The sequence below is a fragment of the Halobellus sp. H-GB7 genome (assembly GCF_030848585.1).
Classification (GTDB): domain Archaea; phylum Halobacteriota; class Halobacteria; order Halobacteriales; family Haloferacaceae; genus Haloquadratum; species Haloquadratum inordinatus.
On record NZ_JAVDDW010000001.1, the window covers coordinates 13,879 to 39,823 of the forward strand.

General features: G+C 65.5%; 16 protein-coding genes and 1 tRNA gene. 9 read left to right on the plus strand and 8 right to left on the minus strand.

What is annotated here, in order from left to right:
- Nucleotides 1–51: 51 nt before the first annotated feature.
- The 7 genes from RBH22_RS00050 to RBH22_RS00080 are packed head-to-tail and all read left to right on the plus strand — an operon-like array spanning nt 52 to nt 9,948.
- Nucleotides 52–3,813: a type II/IV secretion system ATPase subunit gene (locus RBH22_RS00050; protein WP_306676127.1), complete on the plus strand. Its 3,762-nt coding sequence runs from the start codon at nt 52–54 to the stop codon at nt 3,811–3,813.
- Nucleotides 3,810–5,861 (plus strand): type II secretion system F family protein, encoded by a 2,052-nt coding sequence (locus RBH22_RS00055; RefSeq protein WP_256546384.1) that lies wholly within the window; start codon nt 3,810–3,812, stop codon nt 5,859–5,861. The genes RBH22_RS00050 and RBH22_RS00055 overlap by 4 nt, the downstream gene beginning before the upstream one ends.
- Nucleotides 5,858–6,385, plus strand: a complete 528-nt coding sequence (locus RBH22_RS00060; protein ID WP_306676128.1) for a hypothetical protein — start codon at nt 5,858–5,860, stop codon at nt 6,383–6,385. The genes RBH22_RS00055 and RBH22_RS00060 overlap by 4 nt, the downstream gene beginning before the upstream one ends.
- The gene (locus RBH22_RS00065; RefSeq protein WP_256287778.1) at nt 6,385–6,969 is read left to right on the plus strand and encodes a hypothetical protein; all 585 of its coding nucleotides are present in this window, start codon (nt 6,385–6,387) and stop codon (nt 6,967–6,969) included. The genes RBH22_RS00060 and RBH22_RS00065 overlap by 1 nt, the downstream gene beginning before the upstream one ends.
- The gene (locus RBH22_RS00070; protein WP_306676129.1) at nt 6,957–7,907 is read left to right on the plus strand and encodes a hypothetical protein; all 951 of its coding nucleotides are present in this window, start codon (nt 6,957–6,959) and stop codon (nt 7,905–7,907) included. Before RBH22_RS00065 ends, RBH22_RS00070 begins: the two co-directional genes overlap by 13 nt.
- Nucleotides 7,904–8,437, plus strand: coding sequence for a hypothetical protein (locus tag RBH22_RS00075; RefSeq protein WP_306676130.1), 534 nt, complete (start codon nt 7,904–7,906; stop codon nt 8,435–8,437). The genes RBH22_RS00070 and RBH22_RS00075 overlap by 4 nt, the downstream gene beginning before the upstream one ends.
- Complete coding sequence (locus tag RBH22_RS00080) at nt 8,434–9,948, plus strand: hypothetical protein (RefSeq protein ID WP_306676131.1); 1,515 nt, start codon at nt 8,434–8,436, stop codon at nt 9,946–9,948. Before RBH22_RS00075 ends, RBH22_RS00080 begins: the two co-directional genes overlap by 4 nt.
- 35 nt (nt 9,949–9,983) lie before the next feature.
- Here the strand turns inward: RBH22_RS00080 and RBH22_RS00085 are convergent, their stop codons facing one another.
- The gene (locus RBH22_RS00085) at nt 9,984–10,745 is read right to left on the minus strand and encodes a hypothetical protein (protein ID WP_306676132.1); all 762 of its coding nucleotides are present in this window, start codon (nt 10,743–10,745) and stop codon (nt 9,984–9,986) included.
- A 274-nt stretch (nt 10,746–11,019) separates the two neighbouring features.
- The gene (gene gltB, locus RBH22_RS00090) at nt 11,020–15,561 is read right to left on the minus strand and encodes a glutamate synthase large subunit (protein ID WP_306676133.1); all 4,542 of its coding nucleotides are present in this window, start codon (nt 15,559–15,561) and stop codon (nt 11,020–11,022) included.
- Between the two features lie 525 nt (nt 15,562–16,086).
- On the opposite strand from gltB, the gene RBH22_RS00095 reads away from it, so the two are divergent.
- Nucleotides 16,087–16,830, plus strand: coding sequence for a methyltransferase domain-containing protein (locus RBH22_RS00095; RefSeq protein ID WP_256287784.1), 744 nt, complete (start codon nt 16,087–16,089; stop codon nt 16,828–16,830).
- A gap of 52 nt (nt 16,831–16,882) precedes the next feature.
- Nucleotides 16,883–17,683 carry an FkbM family methyltransferase gene (locus tag RBH22_RS00100; protein ID WP_256546391.1) on the plus strand — a complete coding sequence of 267 codons (801 nt, stop codon included), beginning with the start codon at nt 16,883–16,885 and terminating at the stop codon, nt 17,681–17,683.
- Nucleotides 17,684–18,021: 338 nt separating this feature from the next.
- Here the strand turns inward: RBH22_RS00100 and RBH22_RS00105 are convergent.
- The 6 genes from RBH22_RS00105 to RBH22_RS00130 form a co-directional block, all read right to left on the minus strand.
- Nucleotides 18,022–18,092 (minus strand) — tRNA-Gly (locus RBH22_RS00105).
- A 167-nt stretch (nt 18,093–18,259) separates the two neighbouring features.
- Nucleotides 18,260–19,324 (minus strand): NAD(P)/FAD-dependent oxidoreductase, encoded by a 1,065-nt coding sequence (locus RBH22_RS00110; protein WP_306676134.1) that lies wholly within the window; start codon nt 19,322–19,324, stop codon nt 18,260–18,262.
- Nucleotides 19,325–19,487: 163 nt separating this feature from the next.
- Nucleotides 19,488–20,861, minus strand: a complete 1,374-nt coding sequence (locus tag RBH22_RS00115) for a hypothetical protein (protein ID WP_306676135.1) — start codon at nt 20,859–20,861, stop codon at nt 19,488–19,490.
- 70 nt (nt 20,862–20,931) lie between these two features.
- Nucleotides 20,932–21,693, minus strand: coding sequence for a class I SAM-dependent methyltransferase (locus tag RBH22_RS00120; protein WP_256546394.1), 762 nt, complete (start codon nt 21,691–21,693; stop codon nt 20,932–20,934).
- A gap of 159 nt (nt 21,694–21,852) precedes the next feature.
- A complete protein-coding gene (locus RBH22_RS00125; protein ID WP_306676136.1) occupies nt 21,853–24,030 on the minus strand; it encodes a type II secretion system F family protein in 2,178 nt (725 codons plus the stop codon).
- Complete coding sequence (locus RBH22_RS00130) at nt 24,017–25,858, minus strand: type II/IV secretion system ATPase subunit (RefSeq protein WP_306676137.1); 1,842 nt, start codon at nt 25,856–25,858, stop codon at nt 24,017–24,019. Before RBH22_RS00130 ends, RBH22_RS00125 begins: the two co-directional genes overlap by 14 nt.
- Nucleotides 25,859–25,945 lie beyond the last annotated feature (87 nt).

A 25,945-nucleotide genomic window follows, 5' to 3' on the forward strand; every position in this document is an offset into this window, starting at 1 on the left:
TCGCCCGGTCCGGCAGAAGTCTTTTTCAGTGGGGAAGCCGACCCCCGAACGATGGCAACCGACGACGACGCGTCCGCCGCCGACTCCGAGTCGGACGGCGAGGACGCGTTGGAGGGGGGCGGGGACGCTTCGCCGTCGCCTCACGAGGGGGACATCGTCGATCGGACCGCCGACGACGCGGGGGAACTGTCAGTCGAGGAAGCTGGGGGGCTCCCGGCGACTGACGCCGCCGACGTTCCGGCGGAGGGATCTGACGACCAGGCTGCGCGCGGCTCCGAGGCGCAGGACCACAGTGGCGACGCGACCGAGGACGCCGCAGCCGGGCCGGCCGAGGACGGCCCGAAGGTCGCAGTCGGCGAGTACACCTGGGCGGACTTTCTCGACGAGTACGGCGTCGACGGCGACGTCACCACGCTCTATCAGGGCTACGACCCGCGCGAGGTAGACGACGGCGACGACGCCGAGAACGCCCGCTGGGACGACGGCGAGACCGTCGAGATCCCGACGCCGACGCGCGAGGAGTGGGACGACGTGAGCCTCGATCCCGAGGCGTACCTCGAGTTCCACCCCGTCGACACCGACGACGAGGTCGAGGCCGCAATCGCGGAAGCGGTCCGCATCTCAGCGGAGTTCGAGGTGTTCTGCGACCCGGAGACGACGCCCGTGGTCAAGGACGTCTGGATGTGGGAGCACTACAAGCGCGAGTACTACTACGAGGAAGACGGCTCGCGCCCGCGGGACGAAGACGGCGAAATCGAGCGGTTCGACGCCGAGGACGCGCTCGGCTTCGACCCCGAGGTGATGGAGAACGCGCTCGCTCGCGGCGGGCAGCGCGCCGCAGAGCTGAAAGACGTCGTCGACGAGCGTACGGTCGACGTCGACCCCGAGTTCGACGAGGACGCCTTCTTCACCGACGCGCGTGGGGCAACGACGGTCGCCAACCGCTACGATCTCGAAAAGGCGGTGCCGCTTTCGAAGAAGACGCACTTCCGCGAGGTCGAGCGCTACTGGGTCGACAAGCCGCACTCGTTCGTCATCATCTTCCACTCGACGAAGGAGAACGAGAAGAAGTACTACGTCGTCGAGCCCTACCAGAACCGGATCGAAGCCGACCTGGTGGAGTTTCTGACCGGCAAACTCCGAACGGCAATCAAGTACGACGACGAGAGCGTCGTCGGCGACGGTCCCGACACCCGCCGCCGCGTGATCGAACAGCAGGCGCTCGAACTCCTCGATCGCTACAACCTCTATCAGGTTCCCGACCGCCCACGACAAACCGGGCTCTCGATCCTTCCGTCGAATTCCACCGGCTCTACGGACGACGGGATGCTCTCGCAGTTCGACTTCGACCTCGGGGGAGCGTTCGGCAACGGTGACGCCGCGGCCCAATCTGCCGGATCCGGGTCGGCAGCGACCGCCTCCGAACGGCCGCTCGCGTCGATCGCGCGCTCGCTCGGCCTCGGTGAAGGCTCGCTCGGCGGCCGTCTCGACGGCCTGTTCGCCGAGTCGACGACGGCACACTCCGATCCCTCACTCGACGGGATCGCCGCGCGGCCCGAACCGGCCGTGCTCGAGGAGGACCCGACAGAGCTGACCGACTACCAGGTCGAGAAACTGCTGTACGTCCTCCGGCGGGACTTCATCGGCTACGAGCGGATCGACGGCATCAAACACGACGTGAACGTCGAGGACATCTCCTGTGACGGCTACAACTCCCCGGTGTTCGTCTATCACTCCGACTACGAGCAGATCATCACCAACGTCTACCACGAGGAGGAGGAACTCGACGACTTCGTCGTCAAACTCGCCCAGCGGTCGGGCAAGGGCATCTCGAAGCGCCGTCCGCAGGTCGACGCGACGCTCCCGGACGGCTCTCGCGCCCAACTGACGCTGGGTCGGGAGGTGTCCGACCACGGGACCAACTACACCATCCGCCAGTTCAAGGACGTCCCGTTCACGCCGATCGACCTCGTGAACTGGAAGACCTTCTCCTTAGAGGAGATGGCGTTCCTCTGGCTCTGCATCGAGAACGACAAGAGCCTGATCTTCGCGGGCGGGACTGCCTCGGGGAAGACGACGTCGCTGAACGCGGTGTCGCTTTTCATCCCCTCGAACTCCAAGATCGTCTCGATCGAGGACACCCGCGAGGTCGAACTGCCCCAGCGGAACTGGGTCGCCTCCGTCACGCGCCCCTCGTTCAGCGACGACGACCGCGGCGACGTCGACGAGTTCGACTTACTGGAAGCCGCGCTGCGACAGCGCCCCGACTACATCGTGATGGGCGAGATCCGCGGCGAGGAGGGGCGGACGCTCTTTCAGGTGATGTCGACGGGTCACACCACGTACACGACGTTCCACGCAGACAGCGTCGGTGAGGTCCTCAAGCGCTTCACGACCGATCCGATCAACGTCTCGAAGACGATGTTCACGGCGCTGGATCTCGTCTCGATCCAGACGTCGACCCGCGTCCACGGCGACAAGGTCCGACGGAACAAGTCGCTGACCGAGATCAACCACTACGACGCCGAGAACGACGAGATCAACGTCCAGGACGTCTACCAGTGGCAGGCCGAGGGCGACGAGTTCCTCAAGATGGGCTCGTCGAACACGCTCGAAGACGTCCGGTTCGACCGCGGGTGGACTAGAGAGCGACTCGACGAGGAACTGTTCAAGCGCCGCGTCGTCCTGGCGTACCTGATCGATCGCGGCCTCAACACGTACACGCAGGTCGCGGCGACGCTGCAGGCGTTCATCAACGATCAGGAGACGATCCTCGCGCTGATGGCGCGCGACGACCTCGAACGGAGCCTCGAAGACCTCCGCGAGATGGAGTCCGTCGAGATCGACGTCGACCCCGAGAAAGAGGAGATGGTCCCCCGACCCGATCCCGACGAGGACATCCGCGACCTCTGTCGCGACATCCTCGACCGTGCGGCGGAAGAACTCTGGCCGGACTACCAGGACCTCGAAGACGTCGACGTCGCGGATGCACTGGTCGACGTCGACGCCGCGCCGGACGTCACCGCCGACATCGGCGAGCATCCGGAACTCGACGCGCTCGACGAGCAGACCGACCAGCCCGAACTCGACTCGATTTCCGAACCGGCGGAGGCGCTCGACGGCGACGACGGAGACACCGACGTCGATGGCGTCCTCGAAGGCGACACCGCCGCTGACGCGCTCCCAGATGCGGAACCGGTCTCCGACGAGGAGCGCCTCGAAGACGACGAGCGGGCTGTCGGGGACGAGGAGACGGGTGACGGCGACGCAGCCCTCGGAGACGTCGATGCCGGGGACGACGGAGCTGCCGACCCGTTCGACGCCTTCGGGAGCGACTCGATCGACCAGAGTGGCGACGACGGCCCGGCCGGGACAGACCGCTCGCGAGCGGATCCCCAGGAGACGGACGCGAACCAGTCCCGCGGGGAGTCCGACGAGTTCGGCATCGAGGACTTACTCGAGGAGGGCACAGCGGCTGCCGATGCGGACGCTGACGTCGACGGCGAGGAGATGTGGGACTTCAGCGAGTTCGAGGGCGTCGAGCCGAGCGACGAGACGGGAGATAATAACGCAGACGACAGCGCGCGCGCCCGAGGCGGTGATTCGGATGATTCGGGCGATAGACCGGGTAGTGGTGCCGACGCTAACGAGACAGACGTGGAGGACGCAACCGGAGAGAACGATGCCGACGACGCCGAGGAGAGAGACGCGGACGATACCGAGGAGACGGGCACGGACGACCCCGAGGCGAACGGCGCCGCCGACACCGGGGAGACAGACGCGGACGACGAGACAGGAGGTGCGGACCGATGAGTCTCGACGTCGGCGACGCCGAGGGGGAGGGACTCGACCGAAGTAACGACGCGCTCGGCGACATCTTCTACCCCGTCTTCCAGTTCCTCTTCGACGAGGACGGCGACTTCGTCAACGACGTCGGCACGAAACTGGAACAGGCGCGGATGCCGGCGACAGTGGAGCTGTATCTCTCCCACGCGATCGCCATCGGCGTCATCGCCGGGGCGTTCCTCTGGCTCCTCGGAACCTTCGTCGGGTGGGCGATTTTCGAGTTTGGTCTGATCTCGCCGGACGTCATCAGCATCGGCCTCCCTACCGGAGACGAAGCGACGGCCGCCGCGCTGGACGCGCTCACTGTGCCAGCGGTTACGATCGTCTCGGGTGTCGTCTTCGGCGCGATCGGGTTCGGTATCGGGTTCGGGAGCCTCGTCGCCGTCCCGTACTCGAAGGCTTCCGGACGGAAGCGCGAGATCAATATGCTGCTCCCCGACGCCATCTCGTTTATGTACGCTCTCTCGGTCGGGGGGCTGAACCAACTGGAGATTCTGGAGGCGATGGGCCGCGCCGACGACACCTACGGCGAGGTCGCAAAGGAGTTTCAGAGCATCGTCCGCGAGACCGAGTACTTCGGGACCGATTATCGAAACGCGATCCGCGATCAGGCGATGACGACGCCCTCAGAGGAACTCTCGCAGTTCCTGACGGATATGCTCTCGATCGTCAACTCCGGGGGTAATATGGAGCAGTTCCTCGACGACAAGAAAGAAAAGCACCTCCGGACGGCCAAACAGGAGCAAGAGACCGTCCTGGAGACGCTCGAACTCTTCGGCGAGATGTATATGACGCTCTCGCTGTTTCCGCTGCTTCTCATCATCATCCTCGTGATTATGAGTATGCTCGGGCAGGCCCAACAGAGCCTCCTGTACGGCACCGTCTACGGCCTCGTGCCGCTCACCGGCGTCGGCTTTCTCGTGCTCGTCTCGACTGTCAAACAGGACGAACCCGGCGACGGCTATCTCCAGCCCACAAACGGTTCGGATCGGCTCGAACAGGTGAACCGCGAGGGGCTGATTCATATGGGGCTGATCGAGAGCTTCGTCGGCGAGTTCCGCGTGTTCGACCACATTCGCTCACGGGAGGGCACGTACAAGACCGCGCAACTACTGCGGCGCCCGCACCTGTTCTTCCGCGATCACCCACTGTACACGCTCGTCGTGACCGTGCCCGCGGCGCTGGTGCTCCTCGGTATCGCCGTCGTCAACGGCGCTGCCCCACTCGCCTGGCAGGGAATGCTCGACAATCCCGTCTGGGGGACGTTCATCTGGTGGTACGTGCCAGTCTACGTCGTCGGGATTCCGCTCGCCGCCTTTCACTCCTGGAACGTGCGCTCGCGGAACGCCGTCATCGGGAAGCTTTCGGACAACCTCCGAAAACTCTCCAGCGCGAACGACACCGGACAGACGCTGCTCGAATCCGTCGAAACCGTCGCCTCGACCTCCTCTGGAAAGATCGCCGAGGAGTTCGAGATAATGCACGCGAAGGTGAACTACGGGATGAGCCTCCGCAGCGCGCTCGTCGAGTTCAACAACAAGTACCACATCCCGCGACTCGCGCGGACCGTCAAACTCATCTCGAAGGCACAGGAGGCGTCGAGTCAGATCACCGAAGTCCTGACAACCGCGGCGCAGGCCTCAGAGAACCAAGACGACATCGAGCGCGAGCGCAAATCCCGAACCCGGATGCAGGTGGCGATCATCCTGATGACGTATCTGACGCTGCTCGGGGTGATGGCCATCCTCAAGACGCAGTTCCTCGACGTGATGGCTGGACTGGCGTCGCAAGCGGGCTCGGGCGGGAGCAGTAACCTCTCCGGACAGGGGATGAACTTCGGGAGCGGCGTCGACACCGACCTGCTCTCGGTGCTCTTCTTCCACGCCGTCACGCTGCAGGCGGCACTCTCGGGATTCATCAGCGGCTACATTCGCGACGCCGAGATCGTCTCTGGGGTGAAGTTCGTCGTCATCTTGCAAACGATCGCGCTCGTCGTCTGGATGGTGGTCGGATGACGCTGCGCAGATCGAGCGTGAGCGACGACGCGCGTGCTGAGACGCGCGCACAGACGACGATCGACTTCGTGATCGGCGTGAGCCTCTTCTTGCTCGTCGTCGCGGTCGTGGTCGCGTTCGTCCCGACGATCTTCGCGCCGTTTCAGGGCGTCGACGGCTCCCAGACGGCTGATCGCCTCTCGACATCACTCTCGACGGATCGATTGGGGCAGCCGTCCGAGCCGTACGTTCTGAACGCGACGTGCACGAACGCGTTCTTCGAGCAGGTCTCGACCGGCACGGACGCGCCGACCTCCTGTCGGTTCAATACGACTGCCGATACGGCACGGACGGCCTTTGCGCTCCCCGAGTCACGGTCGGTCAACGTCTCGATTCGCACGCTCGACGGCGCGGTCGCGACCGGAGCCGACGGCGACCCGCTCACGGCCGGGCCGTCAGTCCCGCAGACGACCTCTGTCACGTCTGCGCGGCGCGCGGTATCGTTCGAGGGCGACACGCACAGACTACTCGTGAGGACGTGGTGATGGACCGCGCACAGGCCCATACGCTCGAAGCGATCACGGCGGCGATGATCCTCGTCTCCAGTCTCGTCTTCGCGCTCCAGGTGACGGCCGTGACGCCGCTGACCGGCAGCACGTCCAGCCAGCACATCGAGAACCAACAGGCCGCCGTCGCCGAGGGCGTCCTCGCGTCGGCCGACGAGGAGGGGACGTTGCTGCCGACGCTGCTGTACTGGAACGAGTCGGCCGGCACCTGGCACGGAGCGACCGACGACGGCTACGTTCGGAGCGGTCCGCCGACCGCCTTCGGATCCGTCCTCAACGAGACGTTTCTGGATCGCGGAATCGCCTTTGACCTGACGCTGTACTATATCGACGACGACGGGGAGCGCCAGCCGCAACCGATCGTCGATCTCGGTCAGCCGAGCGATCACGCTTCGAGCGCGCGCCGGCTCGTCACCCTCTCGGACGACGACCACCTACGCGACCCCGACGGGTCGGTCTCTTCGACGACGCTCTCGAACGCCTCCTACCCTGTCGACGACGCGGACCCGACGCAACAACTGTACACGGTCGTGGAGGTGGAGCTCGTCGTATGGCGGATCTGAGGCGGCAGTCAGGCGGGCGGAGCTCCGAGCGTCCCTCGGAGCGTGTGGACCGCGCTCAACTCCTCCTCGTGGGCGCGCTCGCCCTCGCGGTCCTGTTCGTCGCGCTCGCGCTGCTTTTGAACACTGCCATCTACACCGGGAACTTGGCAACCCGCGAGGCTGGCGTCGACTCCGCTGGCGCGATCGAGTACGCCTCAAAAGCGCGGACGGCGGGTGAGGACGCGATCCGATCGGTGAACTACCGTAACAACTCCTCGCACTCGGCGCTGAACACCTCGCTCCGGTCGACGCTGCGGATCTGGGACGACGCCGCGGCACAGCATCGCGCGGTCGTCGGTGACGGTGCTGACGTCGATCTCGTCGGTGCCACGAACGGCACGCGGATCCAGCAGGACGACGTCACACAGAAATTCACGACCGCGGGCGGCGTAGCAAACTGGACCGTTGCGTCCGACCCCGACCTCTCGGGACTCCGCTCGCTGCGTCTGACCGTCGACGAGACCACTCTCGCGAGCGGTCCCAGCGACGACGCGTTCCACCTGAACGTCGCCTCGGACGCGGGGACTCGGAACATCTCTGTCTACGACGACAGTGGACCGACGGTGCAGGTCTCAGAGAACGGGTCTGTCGTCGACACCTGCTCGCCCGGTTCGTTCTCCGGCGACACGTTCCGGATCGACGTCGCGAATGCGTCCGTCGGCGGGTCGCCGTGCCCGAACCTTTCGGTCGTCGACGACGTCGGTGACGACCTCGAAATCGCGTACACCAACGGCGACGAAGCGGGCGGACGGTACACGATGGTCGTCGACGAGCCCGGGGTCGGCCCCGCGTCTAGCGACCCCTACTCGACGCCCGCCATCTACGCGGCAGACCTCCACGTCACGTACCGGACGCCGAAACTCGACTACGAGGCGCGAATCGAGGTGGTCCCCGAATGACGTCTTCCTGCGACCGCGCGGTCTCGATCACGGTGAACTACGTCATCGCGCTGGGGATCACCGCCGTCCTGATCTCGGGGCTGCTCGTCGGCGCAGGCGGGTACGTCGAAAACCAGCGCGAACAGGTCGTCCGCGAAGAACTCGACGTCGTCGCCGAGCAACTCGCTGCGGGGATCGCCGACGCCGATCGGCTGTCGGAGTCGCAGGCGCGCTCGCGCTCCGTCCGTGTCGGCGTCGACCTCCCCGAGCGCGTGGCCGGTGAGTCCTATCGAATCTACGTCAGGGAAGTCTCAGACCCGGCCGACCAGCCGGCGAGACACGAACTGACGCTGCGACCGTCTCGATCTGACGTGAGCGCCACGCTTACTGTCTCGACGACGGTAGGTATCGAAGACGGATCGGTCACCGGGGGGTGGACGGCCGTTCGACTCGACACGAGCGGTCCGGACCCGACGCTCGTGGTCGCCGACGGCGACGCCTCGGCGTCGCTGTCGCTCACCGGGCCGACAGAGGGGGCTCTCGAAGGATGAATCACCGCGCGCAGTCGTCGAACATCGGACTCGTATTGCTCCTCGCGCTGACGATCACCAGCGCTGGCGTCGTCGTCGCCATCGGTTCCTCGGCGCTGGCCGACGTGCAACAGGAAGCGACGGCCGACCGAGCGGCACACGCGATGACGCTTCTGGACGCCCGCACTGCCGTCGTTGGACTCGGAGAAGGATCCGTGCAGACGGTCCAACTCGGGCGCTCCGGCGGGGGTCAGTATTCCTCCGAGTCCGAGAGCGGGTGGCTCCGTATTCGGCATCGCAACTACACCGACAACGAGACCGAGACGATCTACAACGCGTCGCTCGGATCGGTCACCTACCAGACCGCCGAGACGGAGATCGCCTATCAGGGCGGCGGCGTCTGGCGGTACCGCGACGGCGGCACGACGATGGTGTCGCCCCCGGAGTTCCACTATCGGGATCAGACGCTCACCTTGCCGGTCATCCGCGTTCGGTCGAGTGACACTGTGACCGGGAACGCGCGAGCGACCGTCCGTCGTTCGGCATCGACCACCCGTATATTCCCGAACGAGACGGCGGCGACCGACGACGGCGTCGGCGCGCCGTACGATGAGGACGTGGACGGGGCGACACAACAGTATCACAACCCGGTACGCAGTGGCACCGTCGCGGTGACTGTCCACAGTCGGTTCTACGAGGGTTGGGCGGAGTACTTCCGCACGCGAACGACTGGCAACGTCTCCACCGACGATGGCAACCGGACCGCGACGGTCGTCCTCGAGACGGCGGGGGCAGTGGGCGTCTTCCCGTATCCCGAAAAAGACGGCAGTGTGACCATCCGCGGGATCGCAGACGGGCACGCCGTCACGGATTTCCAGACGTCGATCAAAAAAGACCACGGGACGTTCAACAACCTCTACGCCTCGTTCTACATCGAAGACGGCGACAAGGCCTACGAAGTTGCCATCGAGGTCCCGAACGGGATCGGCAACAACTACTGCAACGGCGGTGCGTCCACCGAGCAGATGGTGATGGACGTCTACTACGACGACGCCTCGACGTCCGAAGACGTTCACCGCTGGTCGAACGATAGCATCCCGTCGGACTCCGGCCCGGTGCAACTCGCCTGTGAGGGCGGTGACACGGTGATCGACGTCGACTTCACGAGTTCCGCACAGAACTTCACGTACGGATCGAGCAACGTCGGCCACGACACTGCGATCGACTGGGACGCCCGCGACGATGGGGGCAGCGTGGACCCGGTTTCGTTCAATCACACCGGCGACGACGGGGAGAACACGACGTACTACGACGGCGACGAACAGACGCTCCGAATCCTCACGCGCCACTACTTCGCGACCTTCGACGGGGAGTTCAAACTCCACGTCGACCACGGCCCCGGTGACCGCGGGACGACCCAGATCGACCAGAGCGCGTCAGGAGGCGTCCTCCGGTACGACACGACCGACGCCTCGTCGTACATCACGTATCTCCACGTCACGCAGAACAACGTCACGATCGACCTGAACTGATCCGGGTCAGTCAGCACGACTGTCGGTTCCCGCCTTCATTCGAAGGCTGTCGTCACGCGCACCCAGATGACCGTGACACGGTCAACATCGTTGACTGTACACGAGACGCGTCCGGGGGTGCCCGGCGCCGGTTCGCTGATCTCAGTGCACGCGAAGCCGGCCGACTCGTAGTGCCGCCCCCACGCGTCCGTGTACGGTGTCGTGACGTTCACGCGAACCATCTCGTGATTGACCGACTCGTTGTCGTAGAAGAGCCGCGACCGGGTCGCGGCCATCCGAACCCGGACCGTCTGTGACCCGCCGGTGACAGCCGATCCGACGTGCTCCTGTCTGATCAGTGTGAGCTGAATGTGGTCGTCGTCGACGATGAGCGGCGGCCCACGGACGACTGCCGACCCGCTGCGCTCGCTGTCCCGGAGCACTGCGCCGTTGCTGAGCCGGATCTCTCCGCCGGCCTCGACGTCGTAGACGATCGGTGACAGCGCGTACTCCCAGTACGTCGGTGACGCACCGTCCGGATCGACAGTCACGTTCATCGAGGCGTCGTCGACCGAGCGGAGCGTCGCCTCCGAGAGCTTCACTTCCGTCCCTCTGCTCGGTGCGCCCTCGGTGATATCCCGGAGGTTGTCCGCGAGGACGTCGAAGGCGCGCTGGGCGTTCTCGACGCGCTCTGCGTCCCGCGCCGTTTCGAGTTCCGAGACGCCGACGGCGTAGACTGTCCCCACGGACGCGACGACGAGTGCGAAGACGAGCACGAAACTGACTGTCTCGCTCACAGCGCGTTCGTCGCCGTTCATACGGGCCGCTTTCGCCGTCGCAACATTAAGTGTGCCGTCGAGTGGCCCGCCGCTGTGCGTCTCGTTGTTGTGCGCGTTTCGTTGTGGCGTGCGTCTCGCTGCGGCGTGCGTTTATATCGGATGACGGCCCCACGACCGCCGTGACGTAAGCTCCGCCTCGCGTCGGGCCGCGGTCGTTCAGCACGTCGGCGCGAGGTCCCCCGTTCTCCGGGGTGCGACTGTGCCGACTGTTCGCCACTCTCGTCATTCAAAAAAGACGGCCGAGACGACCCGATCAGTCGTCGCTGGTCTGTGCGAGCGCGTCGCCGTCCTCCGCGGCGGTCGCGGCCGCGGCGGGCGGCAGTTCCTTTCGGACGTCGTCGCGGGCGCGCTCCTCGATGACCTCGGCGTAGGCGTCGGGCATCACCTTCACGAAGTCGGTGACGACCTCGCCCCAGTCGTCGAGCATCCACGCCGCGCGGTCGCTGTCGGTGTAGGTCGCGTGGTTCTCCACCAGGCGGCGGAGCATCTGGCGGTCGGAGTCGTCGAGGCTGTCTTCGAGCGCGACCATTCCGGTGTTCGTCTTCGCGGCGAACTCGTCGTCGGGATCGTAGACGTAGGCCACGCCGCCGGACATCCCCGCGGCGAAGTTGCGTCCGGTGTCGCCGAGCACGGCTACGACGCCGCCGGTCATATACTCACAGCCGTGGTCGCCGACGCCCTCGACGACGGCTTTCACGCCGGAGTTGCGGACGGCGAAGCGCTCGCCAGCGACGCCGTTGACGTACAGTTCACCTTCCGTCGCACCGTAGAGCGCGACGTTGCCGATGAGGACGTTCTCGTCGGGCTCGTAGGCGGCGTTGTCGGGCGTCTCGACGATGATCTTCCCGCCGGAGAGCCCCTTGCCGACGTAGTCGTTCGCGGCGCCGGTGAGATCCATCGTCACGCCGCTGGCGAGGAACGCGCCGAAGGACTGGCCGGCGACGCCGTCGAACGTGCAGTGGATGGTATCGTCCGGGAGGCCGTCGCCGCCGTACGCCGCGGAGATCCGATTCGAGAGCATCGCGCCGACCGCGCGGTCGACATTCGAGATCTCCTCGTTGAGTGCGATCGGCTCGCCCTCTTCGAGCGCGGGGCCGGCCCGCCGGATGAGGTCGTGATCGAGTTGGGTCTCGACGCCCTCGTGGACCTGATCTTCGGTCTTCTGGCGCGCGTCGCCGGACGGTTCCGCGATGACGTCCGATAGATCGAGGTGCTTGGCCTTCTCGTGGTCGGTCTCGCGCTGGGTGAGAAGCGACGGTCGGCCGATCATCTCCTCGAGCGAGCGGAAGCCGAGGTCGGCCATAATCTCGCGCAGTTCCTGCGCGATGAACGTCATATAGTTGATGACGTGATCCGGCTGGCCGGGGAAGCGCTGGCGCAGGTTCTCGCGCTGGGTGGCGACGCCGACCGGACAGGTGTTCTCGTGGCACTGCCGAGCCATCACACAGCCGGACGTGACGAGCGAGGCCGTCCCGAAGATGTACTCTTCGCCGCCGAGCAGCGCCGCGACGGCGACGTCGCGGCCGGTCTTCATCCCCCCGTCGACGCTGACGCGGATTCGCGAACGCAGGTCCGTCGCCCGCAGCATCTGGTTGGCCTCCGCGAGGCCGAGTTCCCACGGGAGGCCCGCGTTCTTGATCGACGTCTTCGGCGACGCGCCTGTCCCGCCGTCGTGACCCGAGATGTGTACTACGTCGGCGTTGGCCTTCGCGACGCCGGCCGCAATCGTGCCGATGCCGGCCTCCGAGACGAGTTTCACGTTGATGTCGGCGTCGGGATTGGCGGTCTTCAGGTCGTGGATGAGTTGCTTGAGGTCCTCGATCGAGTAGATGTCGTGCAGCGGTGGCGGCGAGATGAGGCCGACGCCGGGCGTCGCGAACCGCACGTGCGCGATCATCTCGTTGACCTTCTTGCCGGGCAGGTGCCCGCCCTCGCCGGGCTTCGAGCCCTGCGCCATCTTGATCTGGATCTCGTCGGCGCTCGTGAGGTACTCGGAGGTGACGCCGAAGCGGCCCGAAGCGACCTGCTTGACGTTGCACTCCTTCTCGGTGCCGAACCGCTCCGGCGGTTCACCGCCCTCGCCGGAGTTCGATTTGCCGCCGAGGCGGTTCATCGCGATCGAGTTGTTCTCGTGGGCCTCCGGCGAGAGGCTGCCGAGCGACATCGCGGCCGTCGAAAAGCGGGTGACGATGTCCTCGACGGGTTCGACCTCCTCGATCGGCACCGACTCGCGGTCGGAGTCGAACTCGAGCAGGCCGCGGAGGGTCTGGAGTTCCTCGGTCTGGTCGTTGATGAGTTCTGCGAACTCCTGGTACTTCTCGTAGTTGCCCGAGCGGACCGCCTGCTGGAGCGTGCCGACGGTCTGGGGGTTCCACTGGTGGTGGATGCCGTCCGAGCGGTGTTCGTACTCGCCCTGCCGGTCGAGTTCGGGATCGTTCCCGTACGCGACGGTGTGTCGCGTCTGAACGTCCTCCTCGATGACGTCGATACCGATGCCCTCGGTGCGGATCTCCGTGCCCTCGAAGTACTCGGCGACGAAGCCCGAATCGAGGCCGACGGCCTCGAAGATCTGCGCGCCCTGGTAGGACTCGACCGTCGAGATGCCCATCTTGGCCATCGTCTTCAGGAGGCCGTCTTCGAGGGCCTTCTTGTACGCTGCGATGGCTTCGCTCTCGTCGGCGCCGTCGGGACCGGCGACGACGTCGGCGATCGTCTGGTAGGCGAGGTAGGGGTTCACTGCATCCGCACCGTAGCCGACGAGCGTCGCGACGTGGTGCACCTCGCGGGGGTCGCCGGACTCGACGACGAGGCCGGCGTGGTTCCGGTGGCCGTTCCGGACGAGACAGTGATGGACCGCGCCCGTCGCGAGCAGACTCGGGACCGCGACGCGGTCGGGTCCGAGGTTCCGATCCGAGAGCACGACGACGTCGGCACCCGCTTCGATGGCATCGACGGCGTCGTCGCGGACGCGCTCGACCGCCGCTTCGAGCGAGCGCTCGGGGTCGTAGGTGATATCGACGATCGTCGTAGACATCGAATCGGCGTCTTCACCGAGCGACTTGATGCTCGCCGTCTGCGCGTCGGTCAGGACGGGGGAGTCGAGAACGAGCTGTCGCGCGTGCTCGGGCGTCTCGTCGAGCAGGTTGCGCTGGGCACCGAGCCGCGATTCCAGCGAGGTGACGAGTTCCTCGCGGATGTAGTCGAGCGGCGGGTTCGTCACCTGCGCGAACAGTTGCTTGAAGTACGTGAACAGCGGACGGTTGAAATCTGAGAGGACCGACAGCGGCGTGTCGTCGCCCATCGAGCCGACCGGGTCCTTGCCCTCTTTGGCCATCGGTTCGATGAGGTGGCTCAGTTGGTCGTGGGTGTAGCCGAACGCCGCCTGCGCCGCGCGGAGGTGGTCGACGTTCTCTCGCGGCGTGTAGTCGTCGACGTCGGCGAGTTCGTCGAGTTGCTGCTGTTCGTCGTCGACCCACTCGCCGTACTTCTCGTCGGTGAGGGACTCGAAGACCTCCTCGTCGGGGATGACGCGGCCCTCCTCGGGATCGGCGACGAACAGCTGTCCCGGCTGGAGTCGACCGCGCTCGCGAATCTCGCTGGGGTCGGTGTCGAGTGCGCCGACCTCGCTGGCCATCACGAGCGTGTCGTCGGTCGTGACGTCGTACCGGCACGGACGGAGGCCGTTTCGGTCGAGGACGGCTGCGACGCGGTCGCCGTCGGTGGCTGCGACGAGCGCGGGGCCGTCCCACGGCTCGATCAGCGAGGCGTGGTAGTCGTACCACTCGCGGCGTTCCTCGGTCATCTGGTCGTCGCCGCGGTACGCCTCGGGGATGAGCATCCGGAGGACGTGCGGGAGGTCCCGACCGCCCTGTAGGAGCAGTTCGACCGCGTTGTCGACGGAGGCCGTGTCGGACTGATCCGGATCGTTGATGATCGGCTTCAGCGTTTCGAGGTCCTCGCCGAAGTCCGGATGTTCGAGGTCGGTCTCGCGGCTCCGCATCCAGTTGATGTTGCCCTGGATCGTGTTGATCTCGCCGTTGTGGACGATGTGGCGGTAGGGGTGTGCGAGGTGCCACGCACCCAGCGTGTTCGTCGAGAAGCGCGCGTGGACGAGCGTCAGCGTCGATCGGAGCCGCTCGTCGTCGAGGTCCGGGTAGTAATCGGCGAGTTGCTCGCCTTTCAGCAGCCCCTTGTAGACCAGCGTCTTCCGCGAGAGCGAGCAGATGTAGAAGCGAGCCGCACCTTCGGATTCGAGTTCCTCGACCTCGTTCTCGACATCGCGCCGTGCGACGTACAGTGCGCGGTCGAAGGCCTCGGCGTCGAGGTCGTCTTCGGGTGCAACGAACACTTGCCAGACGTCAGGTTCGGAGTCGAGTGCGGTCGCGCCGAGATCAGAGTTGTCGGTGGGGACGTCGCGCCAGTGGAGTACGTCGAGTCCGTGCGCATTTAGCACGCGCTCGAAGATGGCGATGAGACCTTCGCGCGCGGCCCCGTCTTGCGGCATAAAGAGCGATCCGACCGCGTACTCGTCGGGGAGATCGGCGTCGACGACGGCGTCGAAGAACTCGTCGGGGCGCTGGATCATAATCCCGGCCCCGTCGCCGGTGTTCTCCTCGGCTCCGGTCGTCCCGCGGTGTTCGAGATTCTCTAGCAGTTCGATCCCATCGGCGACCGTTTCGTGGGATCGGCCGCCGTCGAGGTCGATAACGGCACCTACGCCGCAGTTCGACCGCTCGTCCGACGGGTCCGCGAGCCCGCAGGACTCGCCAGTCGTGTGTCTCTGTGGCTTGGTCATATGTCCCCCTTGACTTGCCCCCTAAAGGGCCTTCTCCTGAAAGCATAAGGGTTCACTAACCACATATAAGGTTATTAGTATAATACAAATCCGAGTGAATAATAGTTCGACGCCCGACGAACTACATCGACGAGGACGCGACATCCGGCGAGACGCGGTGGTCGTCCGTTCTCCGAGTGGTTCGGCTGCTGTCTGTTTCCTGTCAGTGAACACGAACTGCGCGCCACTATGGTCGCTCTCCAGCAGCTACGGTAGTCGGACACTGTCGGTTTGGATTTGGCCGCATCTACACTGTACTGATACCGACTCCGCTATCGGTGAGAGGAGCGTCGAAACCCCAGTACTGCACGGCGACGAGACGGGGCACAGTACGGTTCTCCTGTGGCGGTTATCCTCCGCGTAAGTCGTCGATAACCACGTCGCTACTGTGCGGGTTGGTGTGGTAGCACCGGCATTACAATTGGCCCCTTGACAGTCATCAACAGACAACGCGATCGGGTCCTCCCGGTCGGCAGATCCACAACTATGCAAGAGAAGACGACGGTGGATGGCAGTCTCGAACAGAGCGAGGGTGGGTGGACGTTCGACGAGCAGGTCGCCGAGGAGTTCGACGCACACGTCCGGAAGTCGATCCCGCTCTACGAACAGGTCCAATCGCAGGTCGTCGATCTGGCCGACTGGTTCCTCCAATCAGAGGGCGAAGAGAAAGTCTACGATCTCGGCTGTGCGACGGGGACGACCATCGAACAGCTCGTCAATCGCTACGGGACGGAAGGGCCGCCATCGTTCATCGGCATCGACATCCAGGCCCCGATGCTGGATCGCGCGCGGGAACGCATCGGTGACTGCCCGAACGTCGATTTCCTGCAGGCCGACGTCTCCTCACATATGTCGTTCCCCGGGGCGTCGATGGTCATCAGCCTGTTCACGATGAGTTTCGTCCGCGAGGAGGACCGGCGAGAGCTCGTCCAGCAGATCTACGACGACCTCGAATACGGCGGCGCGTTCGTCTTCGCCGAGAAGACGCGGGCCCGGTCCTCGCAGTTCCAGGACATCTGGAACGAGGAGTACTGGGACTTCAAGGCCAGCCAGGGCCTTACCGAGGAGGAGATCATCGGGAAGGCGAAGACGCTCCGTGGGCAACTCCGGCCGCTGACCGTCGCCGAGTACGAGGATATCCTCACCGACGCGGGGTTCGACGTCGACCGGGACGTCGACATCTTCTTCAAGTGGTTCCCGTGGACCGGTTTCGTCGCACGGAAACGATGAGAGGCGACACGCTCTCCATAGGATGGACGGCGGGCCGCGCGGAGGTGGGGCAATGAGCACCCAGACCCCGTCGCTCGTCAGTCGGGCGTTCCACGTGCTCCGCAAGCGCGGGCCGCGCTCGCTCGCGAAACACGCCTGGTGGTACGCCGTCGGAGCGCTGACTGCCCTGTGGTGGCAACTACGGTACGACATCGACGTCGGCACCGGCCTGGAAGCGGCCGTCTCGGACGAACGGCCGGTGTTCGCAGACCTGTTCGCGAATCTACGGCGGGACGACGTCTTCTACGACGTGGGTGCACACGTCGGTATCTTCACCCGACCGGTCGCGGCGTACCTCACTGAGGGGACAGTCGTCGCCTTCGAACCGGGAGACGGAGCGTCCCAACTCAGAACGTCCACCGGAGAGCGCTCGAACGTCATTCTCTCGGAGACGGCCATCAGCCAGCAGGCAGGCGACGGCTACCACTCTCATCAAGGACGCGTCGGTCTGCTCGGCAACAGTGACGCGGCCGGATTCGAGACGGTCGACGCCCGCGACATCCTCGACGACGAGACGATTCCACTCCCGACTGTCGTCAAGATCGACGTGTTCGGAGCCGAACTCGACGTGGTCAAGGCGCTCGAAGAACTGCTGGCGCGCGAGGAGTGCCGTCTCGTCTACTTGGAGGCACACCTCCCGACGACGTTCCAGCGGAAGCGCCCCGACGACGTCTTCCAGGACTACCTCGACGCCTGGTCGCTCACCGACCTCGTCCGCGTGTTCTACGGCGCGGGGTTCGAGGTCGAACCGATCTACCTCCGACGCGACACCCACGACGTGTTCCTCAAGGCGTACAAAGCGGACGCAGAGTGAGCGCGGTTCGGTCGCGACGCCCCGTTCTCGCTCGCTTCGCTCGCAGGCTGCGACTCGTCTCGCTCAAATCTCCCTTGGCAATTTCTCTGATCAGTTCGTTCGCAGCAGAAATGCGCCGGCCGGGATTGTGAACCACGGTCGCAAATCGAAGATTTGCTCCCTGATTCAAATCCGGTCGAGTTGCATTTCCCTCACGGCTCGCTCGTCGCTACCGCTCCTCGCTCGCGGTGTTCGGGAAAATGCGCCGGCCGGGATTGTGAACTTCACTCGCTCCCCCCGGTCGCTCGCTAGTTCAAATCCCTCTGGACGATTTTCGCCTCACTTCGTTCGGCAGAAAATGCGCCGGCCGGGATTTGAACCCGGGCCATGAGCTTGGAAGGCTCAGGTCCTACCACTAGACCACCGGCGCTCGTCCGGATCGATCACCACGACCGCGCGGTGACGACCTTCACTCATCCGTTCCCGGTCCCCAAATAAGGGTGTTACCCTTTGGAGTCGTCGCTCGGCGTACTGGTTCCCAGCAGGGTACTGTGTTCGACAGGTCCGAACGAGAGAGGGTCATACTGTCGGACAGTATCAGTCGTCGTCGGCCGGTTCGGGATCGGCGGGTTCGATCGGCGGCGCGCGCGCCTCCTCGAACTCCGCGGCGGCGGCGCGGACGCGACCACCGGAACTCGGCACTTCGTCGGCGCCGACGGGGCCGGTCGCCCGGAGCGTCTTGAGATCACGCGGGAACTCCCGGAGGCCGTAGTGGATGTCGATGCCCGCCTGAGCGCCTTTGCCCATCGCGACCGGAATCTGATTGTGTCCGGGCGTGATGTCGCCGACGGCGTAGACGCCCTCGACGGTCGTCTCCATACTGTCGCTGACGACCACCGTGCCGTCGTCGTTCAGCTCGCAGCCCAACTGCTCTGCGAGCGCGTCGTTGTAGTTCGAACCGTACATCGGGAACCCGCCGCGGTACTGGCGGACGGTCCCGTCGTCGAACTCGAAGGCCTTCAGCCAGCCGTCGTCGCTCTTCTGCATCCCGGTGATCTCGGCCTCGACGATGCCGATCGGGTGCCCGCGGAGCTGTTCGTCGGTTTCGTCGCTCCACTCGGGCGCGTCGCCGCGGAGCAGGATATCCACGTCGTCGGTGAAGTTGAGCATAATCATCGCGACGTGGGCGGCCGCCTCGCCCGTCCCCATCACGTAGACCGGACGGTCGATGAACATATACGCGTCACAGTGGAGACAGTAGTGCAGTCCCTTGCCGGTCCGCGGTACGGGCGGGTCGGGGCGATCGTCGTTGAATCCGACGCCGAGGACGACGCGGTCGGCGCGGAACTCCGCGTCGTTGCCGACGAGCCGGAAGCGACCGTCGTCGGTCCGTTCGGCCTCGACGATGAAGTCGCGGACGACGTCGGCGCCGTACGATTCGATCTGTTCTTGCGCCGTCTGGAGGAATTCGTTGCCCGAGGTGTGCTCGGGGACGCCGATGACGTTGTGCGTGTCCAGCATCATCGCTGCCCGGCCGCCCCCGCGGTCGACGACAACCGTATCGTGGCCCAGTCGGGTCGTGTACAGGGCGGTCTGGATACCCGCCGGACCGCCACCGACGACGACTACTTCGTAGTCGCGTACGTCCTCTGTCTCGCTCATTCGTCTCCTGATAGCGGTCGCTCCGACTTAAACGCAGAGTTCGAGTGCGCCGCGACCGACCACCCGCGAACCGTTCAAGAGGCGTCGGCCGGCCAGGACGGCTGCCGCCGCTCTCGGTCGCTATGCCGTCGCTGTCTCTGCTCCGAACAGCCTCCGAAACGACTCACGATTCGTGGCGGTCGCGCTCCCGCAGGCGCTTCACTGTCCGATAGCCGACGGCTCCGGCGGCGACTCCGGCGACACCCGTTCCCACGAGTGCCGGCAGATTTCGGTCGGTACGAACCCTGCGGAGGCCCCCCGCTCCCTCCTGTGTGACTTCGAGGTCGTACTCGTGTTCGTCACCTGTCCGAATCGTCTCGGTCCGCGCCGCGTTCACGGACGCCCCGTCCGCGTCGGTCACCATCGCTGTCAGTTCGTACTCGGTGTCGGCGGTTCCGAACACGCTGATCCGGTAGGTCCCCGGTTCCGCTCCGTGCTGGCTCCGCACCCGCCCGTACTCGCCGCGACTTCGGTCCGTGTACACGCCGCGGATGCGTCCGATCTGGCTCCCGCCGGGACCGACGACGGTGAGATCGACGTCCTCTGAGGTCGCGACAACGAGCGTGAACGGGAACAGCGACTCTCGGACCCTCCTCTGGTCGACAGTGACGTGATCCATCGGCGTCGGCGCGGTGCGGTCGGCTGCGTCTTCGATCCGATCGTACCGACTGAACAGCATCCCCGTGTACTGGCCGTACTGATGCATCGAGACGGACTCGCCGTCGCGTTCGAACTCTAACCGCGGTGAGCGCCGCCGATACGCCGAGGCGGGGAGGTTGGGATCGTAGATCGGAACGACCACGCTGTCGCCGCGGTCCTCGAAGCCGTACGCCAGCACCTGATGCGAGAGCAGGGTGTTGTTGAAGAGGATGAGCGTCGCGGTCCCGAACCGCTCGATGACGTTCCCGACGTCCCGGAGGATGGCTTCCGTGTCGATCCAGTCACGATACAGGATCGCCTGCCGTGCGAGAAACGCCCGAAACCGGAGATACTGATCGGCCTGCCGCTGTACGATTTCGTCGTACACCGGGGCGATCGGTTCGTCGACCGGAACCGTCGGGACTTCGATCTCGCTCGCGCGCCGCCGGTTGACGGGGATAGTCTCCGGTCGCTCGAAGTACCGCTGGGCCGTCAGCGCCATCCCGTAGCAGTGTCCGTTCGTTCCCGCCCGCTGTACCACTGCCGCGCGGAGTTGCGTGGCGACCGCACTCACCATCGCCCGCGAGAGTGCGCCGACGTCGAGTCCGAGGACGGCCCGAGCCTGTTCGACCCACTTCGTCCGGATCCGCTCGCGGATCTTCGCTTGCGTCGGGGCGGGCGGGGAGTCGAAGTACTGGTCTTTGACCCCCCAGTTCCGAAACCCGTAGCCGTGCTCTATCGGAGTGAACCCACCGGCGTCGCTCTCGGACTGGGCACGCGTGATTCCGGGGATCGCCCCCGCTGCAACGGGAGCGGTCAGTCCCGCAAGAAAGTCACGCCGTGTGACACGACGACCCATAGTAGACAGTACACAGGAACGAGTATATCTGTTCCCCCGCTCGCACCCGGTCACTCGCTCTCGCGCGCGGTTAGCTGTCGGACCGTGTCCTCGCTCCGGCCTCTACCACGGCGTAGCAGTTCCCGCTGGAGACGACGCTGTCGACGGTTTGCAGGTCGCTCGCGGCCAGGTCGGATTCGAACTCCGCCGGGTCGTAGATGTGGTAGTACCGAGGGACGCGCTCGCCACCGGGGAGCGTCCACTCGACGGTCGTATCGAACCCCGATGTCGCCTCGAATCGGTCGTGTGCGGTCGACCAGACGCTGACGATAGCGCGGCCGCCCGGTGCGAGCACGCGGGCCAACTCCGAGAGGCTCGCGACGCGCTGGTCCCGCGTGCGCAAGTGATGCAGCGTCGCGACGTAGACCGCGACGTCGACGACGCCGGATCGAAGCGGAAGCCCCGCTGCGTCTGCCTGCACGAGATGGAGCGAATCGTCGAATTCGTGGTCCTGTGCCCGCTCGCGAGCGGTCCCCAGGAGCCCGCGACTGGCGTCGGCGCCGACGACGCGTTCGACGTCGTCGGCTAGCAGCTCGGCGTGGCGACCGTTTCCACAGCCGAGGTCCAGCCCGACCCCCCCTGCGTCGTCGGCTGCCGATCGGACGCGCTCTAACGCCGGCGCGGCACCGTCGGCGAGCGCCGCTGCGTCGTCAGCGAGGTCGCCGCCCACGTCGCGGCCGAGAAACGCCGCCACTTCGGGCCACGGGTACTCCCGCGTCGACGCGAAGTGCTCTGCGATCCGGTCGTACGTCTCTGTGACCGGTTCGGGCGTCGCCGTCCGCTCGTCGTCCATACCAACGCGAGGCGGCGGGCACACAAAGCACCGACGGTCCGGTGGACAGGCAACGGCAGGTCGATTCAGAGAGTGATGCCCAGCGCACAGCGACGATCCGTCACTACCACTGTTACGCCGCCGCCATTGCCACTGCCACTGTTACGCCGCGATGTCCGTTTACAGCAGTGCGAAGACCACGTACGTCAGCGTCAGCAACACGGCCGCGTGCTTCAGCCCGTCCGCGACGCTCCCTTCTCCTAACTGTCCGGCGACGATGCCCGAACAGATGCCCTGGATCGCCGCCGTGTGGAAGAAGAGCAGTTCGTAGGCGTCCGTGTTGACCGTCTGGAAGCCGCCGAGGACGCCGGTGTCGACGCCGCCGATCTGGTTAGTCGAGCCCCCGGCGGACTGACTCGCGGCTTCGATCGCCGGGATGAACGAAACCGTCAGCGCGATGATGATCCCGAGGAAGACGAGAAACGAGACGTAGATGACGACGAGGTACGTCAGCATCTCCTGGCGACGCTCGCGCCGAAGCCGCCGGGTCTCTTGGGCCTCGTCGGCGGCGATGTGGAGTACCGGACTGATGTCGCCGCTTGCGGCCATCGCGTTCTTGATGAGTGTCACTGCACGCGACACCGTCGGCGTGCCCGTCCGCTGCTCTAACCCGGTGAGCGCTTCGCCGACGCTGGCGCCCCACTGGATGTCCCGCCACACCCGGCCGATCTCGTCGCCGAGCCGTCCGAGTTCGGCGTCCGAGAGCCGGTTCAGACAGCCGACGATGGTGACGCCCGCCTCGTTGATACTCGCCATCCGGTCGAGGAAGTCGGGCATCTCCGCCTCGATTGCGCGCAGCCGCCGTTTCTGGATCTCGTGTGCGAGGGCGATGCCACCGAGGACGAGAATCGTCGCCTGAACGATCGCCCCGTCGAGCAATTCGACGAGTCGCGTGAGCGCTCCCGGCGTACCCACCAGGATCCCGCCGACTGCCTCCAGTACGGCGCTGTCGATCGAGAGCCCGATGATCAGGAGTCCGACCGGACCGGTGAGAAGCAGCGTATACGTCGGGTTCCGAAGGAGTGTCCCGACGGGATTCGACAGCGTCTGTCGGACCGAGCCGATCTGATCGTAGACCGCAAGCCGTGCCCAGTTCTCGGCGTCCGCCCCGGTTCGGTCACGTACGGATCCGCCGTCGGTGACCTCGACGGCGTCGCTGTCTGCCTGTGTTGACCCGTCGTGGCGGCTCCCGCGTGCGCTGCCGACGTTCGTGGGGTCGGTGTCCCCGCCGCCGCCTCCCGGGACGTTCAGGCCCTCGGTCATACTGTCGACGTAGACGACGAAGCCGAACGTCAAGAGCGGGATCGCGGCGTAGCCCACGAGTCGGACGAGCGTGAGTGTGTCCTGAATGACGAGGCCGACGACGACGAGGACGGTGATGAAAAAAAGCGGTCCGGCGACGAGGACGGTGACGTACACCTCCGCGAACGTCGAGAGGAGTTCCAGGTACTGTCGCTGTTGGGCTTCGGCCTCCTCCTGGAATCGCTCGTACTGTTCGCGCAGGAATGCTGAGACGCTCTGCCCCGACGAGAGGACGCTCGCGAGGTTTTCGGTGAACTCCTCGAGGTTCTCGCTCGGGGTCCGGCTCGCCGTGCTGTGTAACGCGGTCAGGATGTCAGTCCCGAAGGCGTTCATATCGCGAACGCTGACCCCGAGTTCTCGCGACGCCTCCCCGTAGACGTCCTGATTCTCCGAGAGCGTCCGCAACACCGCCTGGAACGGCATCCCGGACCGCGAGAGCGCGTACACGAAAGCGACCGTTCGGGGGAGGGTCGCGTCGATCTCGATGCCGCGAGCGCGGGCACGCTGATCGAGATACGTCCAGCGGCCCCAGTAGGTCCCGACCGCGAGTGCCGCCCCGACGGTCGCACTCGAAACGAACAACAACGCGAACAACTGGAGCAGCGAGAGGTCCGGGACGTTGACGATCGCCGCGAGAAAGCCCAGCGGTCCCGGGAGCGTCGATCTGATCACTTCGGGACTGACGGCGAGCGAGCGCAGTATCAGCGCCCCTAGATAGACGCCGTAGACGCTTCCGGCGATGCCCGCGACGGCCGCGACTAACAGCGTCTGGGAGGCGAACACGCGGTGGCTCTCGCCGACGAACGCGGCTCGCATCCGCTCGATCTGCTGCTGTCGCTTCGCGCTCGACTCGGCGACGTACCGCCCGAAGATCGGTAGCGCCAGCCGGGAGACGACGAGACGCGCCCGTGGGCTGAACGGCACGAGCGCGACCGGGAGCGCGAGCAGCGTTACGACGACGAGCGGCGCGTAGCCGAGCAGTTCAATCGCCGCCATCGACGCTCGCCTCCTCGCCGTGCAGGCCGTCGGCTCCGACGACGACGTCGGCGTGCTCGCCGGACGACTCCTCGGCGGCTTCGAGGCGGTCCATCACGCGCTCGGGGTTGGCGTAGTACTCGTTGACCAGCGCGGTGAACTCGCGGTAGTCGGTCGTATCCAACTCCGCGAGCAGTCGGATGAACCGCTCTCGGCGGTTCAGCTCGCGTTTCAGCTCGGTCCGGCTCCAGCCCCGCTCACGTTGGATCTCGTCGATGAGGTTCGAGTCCGACTGCCGGAACGCGTCCGCCTCCGGCTGCCAGGTGAACGCCCGCGAGTAGTCGAGTTCGCCGGTCCGCTGGTCGATTTCGCCGATTTCGCCGATCGCCTTCGAGCGGCGGACGCGCTCGCCACCGACGCGCGTGAGCGTCTGGACACAGAGGAGATCGAGCGACTGCACCATCGCACGCGGGACGTTGATCGGCTCGTTCTCCAGTCGGTTGATCACCGTTTCGATGCTGTCTGCGTGCATCGTCGAGAACGTCGTGTGACCCGTGTTCATCGCCTGAAACAGCGTCACGGCCTCGTTCCCACGGACCTCGCCGACGATGATGAACTCCGGGCGGTGCCGGAGCGCAGACCGCAGCAGGTCGTACATATCGATGTCGGCCCCCTCGTGAAGCCGCTCTCTGGTGACCGACGAGAGCCAGTTGTCGTGATACAGCGATAGCTCGCGGGTGTCCTCGATCGTCAGCACCTTCGCGCGCGGTGGGATGAACATCGAGACGGCGTTCATCGACGTCGTCTTGCCCGAAGCGGTCCCGCCGGCGAAGATGAGGCTCTTGTTGTTCTCGATGCAGAGCCAGAGATACGCCATCTCCTCGACGGAGAACGTCCCGTAGTTGACGAGATCGACGGGCGTGAACGGCTCTTCTGCGTACTTTCGGATCGTGAACGCCGATCCGCGCGGTGTGACTTCCTCGCCGAGTGCGAGTTCGATCCGCGACCCGTCCGGGAGCGTCGTCCCGACGACGGGGTCGCCGACGCTGATGTGCCGCCCGGACTCCTGGGCGAGTCGGATCACGAAGTCGTCGAGGTCTTCAGAGCCGAAGACGACGTTCGTCTCCACGTCGGTGTACTCGTCGTGGTAGACGAAGATCGGGAGGTCGTAGCCGTCACAGGAGATGTCCTCGATGTGGGGGTCGTGCATCAGGGGATCGATGCGGCCGAACCCCCGGAAGTCGCGAGCCAGGTAGTACAGCAACGTGTGGAACGTCAGCATCGACACGTCGACGCCGTACCGTTCCAGCAGTTCCTTGAGCTCGTCTCGGAGCGTCTCCTCTGCGGTCGGTTCCTCGTCGGTGCGGTACAGGAGCGGGTCCCTGATGTCGACTCGGGCGCGCGCGAGGAGCTCGGCCTCGAACTCGTCGAGTTCGGGTTCGATCGCGTAGTAGTAGTGCTCGCTGTCCTCGTCGTCGTAGGTGATGACGACGTAGGCGTACGGCGCGTTCACCCAGTAGCGGTCGACGATCTCCTCGCCGGCGGGCGTGTCGAATGCAGCGAAGTTGCCGTCTTCCGGGCGGTACGGACGGACGTCGATCGACGATCCTCGCAGGACGTCGATGGCGCGCTGGATCCGCTCTCGCAGGTCGCCGACGGGTCCCTCGGAGTCGTCCGTCAGCGCCTCGACGGTCGCAGCGAGCGAACCGCCGTCCGCTCGGAGTGGCGCGTCGCTCTCGCCGTTCTGTACGCTGCCGGAATCGTCTCCGGTACGCCCGCCGGTTGGAGAGGCGGTTCGCTCGTGGGTCGCGTGTGTCCCCGCACTTCGATTCGAGTCTGGGTCCCCCATAGCTGCGTGGTTCCGCGTGTGCCGACTCTTTCAGGCGAAGCGACTTATACTGTCGGCCGTGCGGATGGGCGGTCTGCGATCGGAGGC

Coding starts and splice junctions, on each gene's coding strand:
- RBH22_RS00050 (WP_306676127.1), top strand. CDS start 52: ATGGCAACCGACGACGACGCGTCCGCCGCCGACTCCGAGTCGGACGGC.
- RBH22_RS00055 (WP_256546384.1), top strand. CDS start 3,810: ATGAGTCTCGACGTCGGCGACGCCGAGGGGGAGGGACTCGACCGAAGT.
- RBH22_RS00060 (WP_306676128.1), top strand. CDS start 5,858: ATGACGCTGCGCAGATCGAGCGTGAGCGACGACGCGCGTGCTGAGACG.
- RBH22_RS00065 (WP_256287778.1), top strand. CDS start 6,385: ATGGACCGCGCACAGGCCCATACGCTCGAAGCGATCACGGCGGCGATG.
- RBH22_RS00070 (WP_306676129.1), top strand. CDS start 6,957: ATGGCGGATCTGAGGCGGCAGTCAGGCGGGCGGAGCTCCGAGCGTCCC.
- RBH22_RS00075 (WP_306676130.1), top strand. CDS start 7,904: ATGACGTCTTCCTGCGACCGCGCGGTCTCGATCACGGTGAACTACGTC.
- RBH22_RS00080 (WP_306676131.1), top strand. CDS start 8,434: ATGAATCACCGCGCGCAGTCGTCGAACATCGGACTCGTATTGCTCCTC.
- RBH22_RS00085 (WP_306676132.1), bottom strand. CDS start 10,745: ATGAACGGCGACGAACGCGCTGTGAGCGAGACAGTCAGTTTCGTGCTC.
- gltB (WP_306676133.1), bottom strand. CDS start 15,561: ATGACCAAGCCACAGAGACACACGACTGGCGAGTCCTGCGGGCTCGCG.
- RBH22_RS00095 (WP_256287784.1), top strand. CDS start 16,087: ATGCAAGAGAAGACGACGGTGGATGGCAGTCTCGAACAGAGCGAGGGT.
- RBH22_RS00100 (WP_256546391.1), top strand. CDS start 16,883: ATGAGCACCCAGACCCCGTCGCTCGTCAGTCGGGCGTTCCACGTGCTC.
- RBH22_RS00110 (WP_306676134.1), bottom strand. CDS start 19,324: ATGAGCGAGACAGAGGACGTACGCGACTACGAAGTAGTCGTCGTCGGT.
- RBH22_RS00115 (WP_306676135.1), bottom strand. CDS start 20,861: ATGGGTCGTCGTGTCACACGGCGTGACTTTCTTGCGGGACTGACCGCT.
- RBH22_RS00120 (WP_256546394.1), bottom strand. CDS start 21,693: ATGGACGACGAGCGGACGGCGACGCCCGAACCGGTCACAGAGACGTAC.
- RBH22_RS00125 (WP_306676136.1), bottom strand. CDS start 24,030: ATGGCGGCGATTGAACTGCTCGGCTACGCGCCGCTCGTCGTCGTAACG.
- RBH22_RS00130 (WP_306676137.1), bottom strand. CDS start 25,858: ATGGGGGACCCAGACTCGAATCGAAGTGCGGGGACACACGCGACCCAC.